This window comes from Nostoc sp. NMS4, assembly GCF_017115095.1.
Lineage (GTDB): Bacteria > Cyanobacteriota > Cyanobacteriia > Cyanobacteriales > Nostocaceae > Nostoc.
The window spans coordinates 1-6321 of sequence record NZ_JABXKI010000234.1 but is presented as its reverse complement, the minus strand read 5'-3'; the positions used below and the strand labels follow the sequence as shown (position 1 = coordinate 6321).

Genomic DNA, 6321 nt, shown 5'->3' with positions numbered 1-6321 from the left:
ATTACGAATTATTTTAAGCCAGCCCGCTAATACTTTTTTGAAATGCCGGACGATCAGATACCTGTTTGATATAGTTCAACACGGCTGGATAGGCGCTGAAGTCTAGCTTTAGCATCATGGAAATGTAATTCAAAATAGACCCCACTGCTACATCAGCAACAGTGAACTCATTGCCAAGTAAAAAAGGTTGCTTACTGAAAATTTCATTTAAGGGAGTCAATAAACGGGGCATTTCTCGCTCCCGATTTTCTTCTCCAAAAATCCCTGGAGCAAGGGTAGCATTAGCAAACAACACCCATTGGGAAAATACAGCACGTTCTTCTGCTGAAAGTGGAGTTTTACTGTATTTATCGGCAAGATACAGCAAAATTGCCCCAGATTCCCAAAGTTTAAAATCTCCATCAACAATGGCTGGAACTTTACCAAACGAGTTAATTGCTAAATACTCAGGCTGGAAGTGTTCACCCGCTTGCATATCAAGCTTAACGAATTCGTAGGGAATTCCTAATTCTTCTAAATACCAGTGAACAATTGAGGCTCGGCTACGAGTGCCACCGTAAAGTTTTAGCATAATTACTTAAAGAACTTTGTGAGTGTGAGAATGCTGTTTAACGTTGTCTTCTTTGGTGACAACTCTCGCGGCATTTAACACCCGTTTTCGCTCAATGGAATACTTAAATTCACTGTAGTTTGTACCCAAGGGAATTAAAGATTTTGCAGATTCACGACGCTTGTAGGTACGAGCTGCTGCAAATGCCCGTGGCACAAATTCCTCTCCAAACTGAGCCGACTCTGGGAAGCCATCTGGCACTAGTTGTGAATCGCCATCCAGCACAGATCCCAAAGTTGTGGCATGAGCCAGCTTATAGGAGGTAGGAATGCCCTTTAAAAGCGCTTCTAAAGCCGCAGAGGGAATCGGTTCTATAACTTCGATTTGATAAACTTCTCCATCTTCTTTGACGAAGCAGGTTGCCAAGCCGATCACAATGTAATCATCGGTTGCTAAATCAGGGGCATTGGGATAGGAAATTGCAGTTGTCATCGGGAAATTTCTCAAAACTTAAAATGGGGACTGGGGACTGGGGACTGGGGACTGGGGAGATGAGGGAGATGAGGGAGATGACGGAGCAGGGGAGGCAGGGAGACAAGGGAGACAAGGGAGATGAGGGGACAAACAAAACTCCTAACTCTTAACTCTTAACTCTTAACTCTTAACTCCTAACTCAGCACTCAGCACTCCGAACGAACATCTTGTTGGCATTCTACCAATTTGTCGCCCTCACTACTTGACGATCGCAGCGAATCTATTTTTGAAGATAACTACTTACGCTCTTTTGCTTTGAAGTCGGCTCAAGAAGGAGATTATACTGAAGCGTCCTAATTGGTAGATTAGTCCTTCTGGGGGATTCAAAATTCAAAATAATTGATTAAATTTTGAATTAGACTTTAGTGACGCTGTATCGCTAATGACTAATAGATGATAACTACATAGCTATTCAAAAATTAGCTATTAAGCATTATTTATTAGCAATAATATAAATTAACACCCGGTTTATACGTAGCCTGAATCACAAGAAACCTAGATAATCCTAAATTAGCTATTTGTCTTAGGGTAATGAGTCTGTTTGCTCATCTTCTCGGCGATCTTGATTCATCAACACCACCCGACGCTGGCTGGGATCAAATCGGTATCCTTGCTGTTGCCTAATACTTTTAGCTTGTTGCGGATCGAAGTTACGGCTAAATTCTACCTGTAAACCATTGACGTGTCCTTCCATCAGCTTGACTTCAGTACTAATTTCTTGCAACTTTGCTTGCTGTAACCAATGATAAGGCAAAAGTTGTGCTAAGGCAGATGCTGAAACGGCTGTAATGACAAGATTAACCGCTATTTTGGCAGTGCTTTCTAGTGCCATCACCTGGTAAGAACGTTGACGAAGATGCCGCTTTGGTCGAGGAGTGACCCGGCGTTTTTGTATAGGTTGTAACGGTGGTCTGGAGGGTTGAGTTGCGTTCATGATGCTAAAAGATAACCTCGCTGAGTGAAGGGAAGCACTATCAAGAGTTCTGAGTTCCGAGTTCCGAGTGCTGAGTGAGATTTCCAACTCAGCACTCAGCACTTAGCACTCAGCACTCAGATATCAGCACTCCTGACCGCTTGATTTAGCTGTCATATTACTTCATTTTTTTGAAATAGCTACAAGTGTGGCACTAGTTAAAAAATAACCTGGCTTACGTAAGTGCAAGGTTTCTAGGTATTTATGGCATAAAACCATAAGGTCTGGAAATTGCACCCCGTACTGCCAGGATTATTAGCTATTTAACTGTGTCACATCGTAGGCTTATTTGTAAAGTTCTGTGGCTAATCGCCAAGCTAGAACTCCTGGGATCAGCGCCACAACTAGAGCGATGTAGACTTGAGTATCCGAGATGGAAGATATCTGAGCGATGTACAGAGTATCTAAGATAGGCATGGCTGAAAACCTCCTAACCTGAATAGATTTTGAACAGTTCGTTTACTACTTTTCCTTGTTTTGCCAAGATTGGGGAATATCTTGTTACAAGATGCAACAAAAGCAGTTATTAGTCAGTAGTCCTTAATTATTCTCCATTAAAAAAATTTATAAAAATTATGAATTTGTCTTTGGGTATCGACTTCGGCACATCTGGCGCACGCGGTATGGTGATTGACGAGGAAGCTTCTTATATTCTGGCTGAGGTGCGATATCCCTTTCAGGACTCAGCAGCCGCCGTTACGCCAAAAATTTGGCAGGAGGCTTTGTTTGTGCTGGTGGAACAAATACCTGAAGAGTTGCGGCGAGAAATTAAAGCGATCGCAATTAATGGTACTTCTTCTACGGTATTGCTAGTTGATGCGGTTGGCAATCCAACAGATGCACCACTGTTGTATAACGATGCGCGGGGATCATCTGTCCTAGAGCATTTGAGGAGTATCGCACCCCCCAATCATACCGTGTTGAGTGCCACTTCCAGCCTTGCTAAACTTTTGTGGATGATGCAGTTACCGTCTTTTAGTGAAGCTAAATATTTTTTGCATCAAGCAGATTGGCTGGCGTTTCTCCTACACGGACAGTTAGGTATTAGCGATTACCATAATGCTTTAAAGTTGGGTTATGACGTAGAAGAGTTGAAATATCCAGAATGGCTAGAATTGCTAGAAATACCGATTCAGCTACCCAAAGTTTTAACTCCTGGGACTCCAATTGCCGAATTGCGTTCTGAAATTGCGGATAAGTTCGGTTTAAGTCGTGATTGTTTGGTGTGTGCTGGTACAACTGATAGTATTGCCGCTTTTCTCGCCAGTGGCGCAAAATTACCTGGTGAAGCCGTGACTTCCCTTGGTTCAACATTGGTACTAAAGTTATTAAGTCGTACCCGTGTAGAAGATGCCAGATATGGAATTTATAGCCATCGGTTGGGTGATTTGTGGCTAACTGGTGGCGCTTCTAATACTGGAGGTGCAGTACTACAGAAATTTTTCATAAATGCTGAGTTAGAAAGCCTTAGCGGTGAGATAGATGCTTCAATTGCCAGCGAGTTAGATTATTATCCGTTATTGAGGGTTGGCGATCGCTTTCCGATTAACGATCCCAATTTACCCCCACGCTTGTCACCACGCCCAGATAACCCGGTAGAATTTCTGCATGGATTGTTAGAAAGTATTGCCCGTATAGAAGCGCAAGGGTATGAATTATTACAAATAATGGGTGCAGACAAGTTGATCCGTGTTTATACTGCTGGCGGTGGTGCGGCGAATCATACTTGGACTGCAATTAGGGCGCGTCATTTGCAAGTTGCTGTAGTAGCGTCAGTATACACAGAAGCGGCTTACGGAACGGCGCTGTTGGCGATGGGAGAGGGAAAAAGGGGTTAATCAACAGTGCATCTTTTGGTAGATATCTTTTAAATCAGTATGTATCCCAGTGACAATCGACATATCTCGGACGATACTTGGATGATTAGATACCGGACTATACATTCCAGGTTGATCGTCTGGGCAGCTATTTGGGGATAGGTGCTTCGCCACAAGCGAATGTTATCTATCCCCTTTATTAATTATTAGTGTGAATTTTAATAATTAATTAATCAGTAAGACACCACAAGCTTGGAATGGTGCGTTACGCCCCTGCTAAGGGAACTCCAAGAAATAAATAAATTATCCAATATTGTGGGGTGGGCAACATGATCGCCTAATTCTTATAGCATAAACCTTTCATTGATTTGGAATGGGCAGTTTATTTCCAGCGTCCTGTACTAGTAAACGACGAGGTAAAGTTTGGGATACAGGAATCTCAATCACAATTTCTGTGGATTGTTCGCTTATTGAATTGCAATATAACTTTCCAGCGTGTCTGTTAACAATAATTTGATAACTAGTTGATAGTCCCAATCCTGTACCTTGACCTACATCTTTCGTAGTGAAAAAAGGATCAAATATTTTGTGTTTTATAGATTCATCAATACCAGTCCCGTTATCGATAATGTGAATTCTTATCGATGATTGAGAAATAACTTCAGTGCTGATGCGAATAGTGCTGATGTAATCATTTTTTTGATCGATCATGCACTGTAAACGTCGTTTTTCTAACGCCTCAATTGCATTGCTTAAAATATTCATCATAGCCTGATTTAGTTCACTAGAATAACATTCAACTAATGGCAACGCCGCATATTCTTTAATGATGCGAACTTCACACTTCTTATTAGTTTGTTGAAAATGATGTTCTAAGATGAGCAATGTACTATCAATATTTTCATGAATATCAGCTTCTTTAAGTTCGGCTTCATCTAAACGCGAAAAAGTCCGCAGCGATCTAACTATGTCCTTAATTCTATTTACACCCTCTATCATAGAACCGAAAATTTTAGTAAAATCTCGACGGACAAAATCTAAATCCATATCTTTAATTGCTGTTTGAATAACTTCTGGGGGAGTGGAATAATGTTGCTGATAGATATCTACTAAGTTAAATAAGTCTTGGATAAAAGCTTGCGTGTAATTTAGATTTCCTGAAATAAAGTTTAGCGGGTTGTTAATTTCATGGGCAATACCAGCTACCATTTGACCCAAAGAAGACATTTTTTCTACGTGAATCAACTCTACTTGAGTTTGTTGCAGTTCTTTGAAAATTTGTTTGAGTTGAATATTTTTATTGCTTAATTCTTGGGTTCGCTCTTCAACTCGTAATTCTAATTCTTGATTGCTTTTTAATAAAGCATATTGGGCTGTTTTTATATCTTTTAAATAATCGGACAATAAAGACAGTACTTTGAACCATAAAGGAATGAGTAAAATGAAACTTATTATAGAAAATAAAATAGAAAAAAACATATTTTTGCGGTAATTATTAATATGACCTTTTAATTCTTGTAAAAGATAAAATTTGATCATTTCAATACTTGCCTTAAGTTTAGTTTTCTCTGTTTCATATTCAACGCTTACTAATAAAGCTTGGGCTTCTAATTTTTTTCCTTGTTCGGTTAATGCAAAAGATTGCTCTTCTATTTTGATTAATTTTTGATTAGCATCCTCAATTGTTTTGCCATGTTCAATGAGAAAACGATGTTCGGCTAATTGCATAAATCTTCTCAGAGTTAAATCTAATTCAAATCCAAATACCTGATACCTTTTTTCCCAACTGGCATCACCTGTACTCGCATACATATTTGCAGACATAGTGAGTACTTCATCGAGATAAACAATCTGTTCAGTTACCCTGTTGATTGGCAACTCATTCTCAATAAGGTCATTAAATTGTTTGTATTCTTGCCCTGTCATCCAAATTACAGGGATGAACAATAAAATGGTCAAGACAACTGTGGCAACTACTATTGATGTTGGACGAAATATTTTCTTCATAAAAGTAAAAATAGAGCTTTTGGTTAATACCTCGGTATGATGCCTATTACTTTCCAAGATAAACTCAGTAAAGATACTGGATAAAATCCCAAAAGTAAAATTTCGGTTATGAACAATCAACCAATAGTTATAGCAGAATCAACCCATCAAACGCCAAGTTATCTGGGCTGTATATTCTCTGTATCAGCTAGAAATTTCAATTTCTAGGGAAAAAGTGAAAAGTAAAGTTACGAAGTAAAAGAAAGCCAAATTGTGGGTTGAAAGTAACCGGATGCTAGAAAAACTTTAGGTATTTTGTAGATGCGGATGAATACCTTACGGCAGTAAGCTATTTTCATGACAGCAAGCATAACACGGAGATAAAAAAGTGCAAATCACTAAGCGTAATGTTGAATTAAGAGTAGATGGCAGCTTAATGCGTGTTTATGTTGCGGCTCCCA

General features: G+C 39.6%; 6 protein-coding genes. 1 reads left to right on the top strand and 5 read right to left on the bottom strand.

What is annotated here, in order from left to right:
• Nucleotides 1–13 precede the first annotated feature (13 nt).
• From HWQ37_RS20740 to psaM, 4 genes are all read right to left on the bottom strand, one after another.
• Nucleotides 14–571, bottom strand: a complete 558-nt coding sequence (locus HWQ37_RS20740) for a glutathione S-transferase family protein (RefSeq protein ID WP_292750386.1) — start codon at nt 569–571, stop codon at nt 14–16.
• Nucleotides 572–577: 6 nt separating this feature from the next.
• Nucleotides 578–1042, bottom strand: a complete 465-nt coding sequence (locus tag HWQ37_RS20735) for a hypothetical protein (protein ID WP_292750384.1) — start codon at nt 1040–1042, stop codon at nt 578–580.
• Nucleotides 1043–1607: 565 nt separating this feature from the next.
• Nucleotides 1608–2018 (bottom strand): slr1601 family putative cell division protein, encoded by a 411-nt coding sequence (locus HWQ37_RS20730; protein WP_292750382.1) that lies wholly within the window; start codon nt 2016–2018, stop codon nt 1608–1610.
• Between the two features lie 324 nt (nt 2019–2342).
• Nucleotides 2343–2432: a photosystem I reaction center subunit XII gene (gene psaM, locus HWQ37_RS20725; protein ID WP_040630342.1), complete on the bottom strand. Its 90-nt coding sequence runs from the start codon at nt 2430–2432 to the stop codon at nt 2343–2345.
• A gap of 200 nt (nt 2433–2632) precedes the next feature.
• On the opposite strand from psaM, the gene HWQ37_RS20720 reads away from it, so the two are divergent.
• Nucleotides 2633–3895, top strand: a complete 1263-nt coding sequence (locus HWQ37_RS20720; protein ID WP_292750380.1) for an FGGY-family carbohydrate kinase — start codon at nt 2633–2635, stop codon at nt 3893–3895.
• Nucleotides 3896–4234: 339 nt separating this feature from the next.
• Here the strand turns inward: HWQ37_RS20720 and HWQ37_RS20715 are convergent, their stop codons facing one another.
• The gene (locus HWQ37_RS20715; protein WP_292750378.1) at nt 4235–5881 is read right to left on the bottom strand and encodes a sensor histidine kinase; all 1647 of its coding nucleotides are present in this window, start codon (nt 5879–5881) and stop codon (nt 4235–4237) included.
• Nucleotides 5882–6321 lie beyond the last annotated feature (440 nt).

Coding starts and splice junctions, on each gene's coding strand:
- HWQ37_RS20740 (WP_292750386.1), bottom strand. CDS start 571: ATGCTAAAACTTTACGGTGGCACTCGTAGCCGAGCCTCAATTGTTCAC.
- HWQ37_RS20735 (WP_292750384.1), bottom strand. CDS start 1,042: ATGACAACTGCAATTTCCTATCCCAATGCCCCTGATTTAGCAACCGAT.
- HWQ37_RS20730 (WP_292750382.1), bottom strand. CDS start 2,018: ATGAACGCAACTCAACCCTCCAGACCACCGTTACAACCTATACAAAAA.
- HWQ37_RS20720 (WP_292750380.1), top strand. CDS start 2,633: ATGAATTTGTCTTTGGGTATCGACTTCGGCACATCTGGCGCACGCGGT.
- HWQ37_RS20715 (WP_292750378.1), bottom strand. CDS start 5,881: ATGAAGAAAATATTTCGTCCAACATCAATAGTAGTTGCCACAGTTGTC.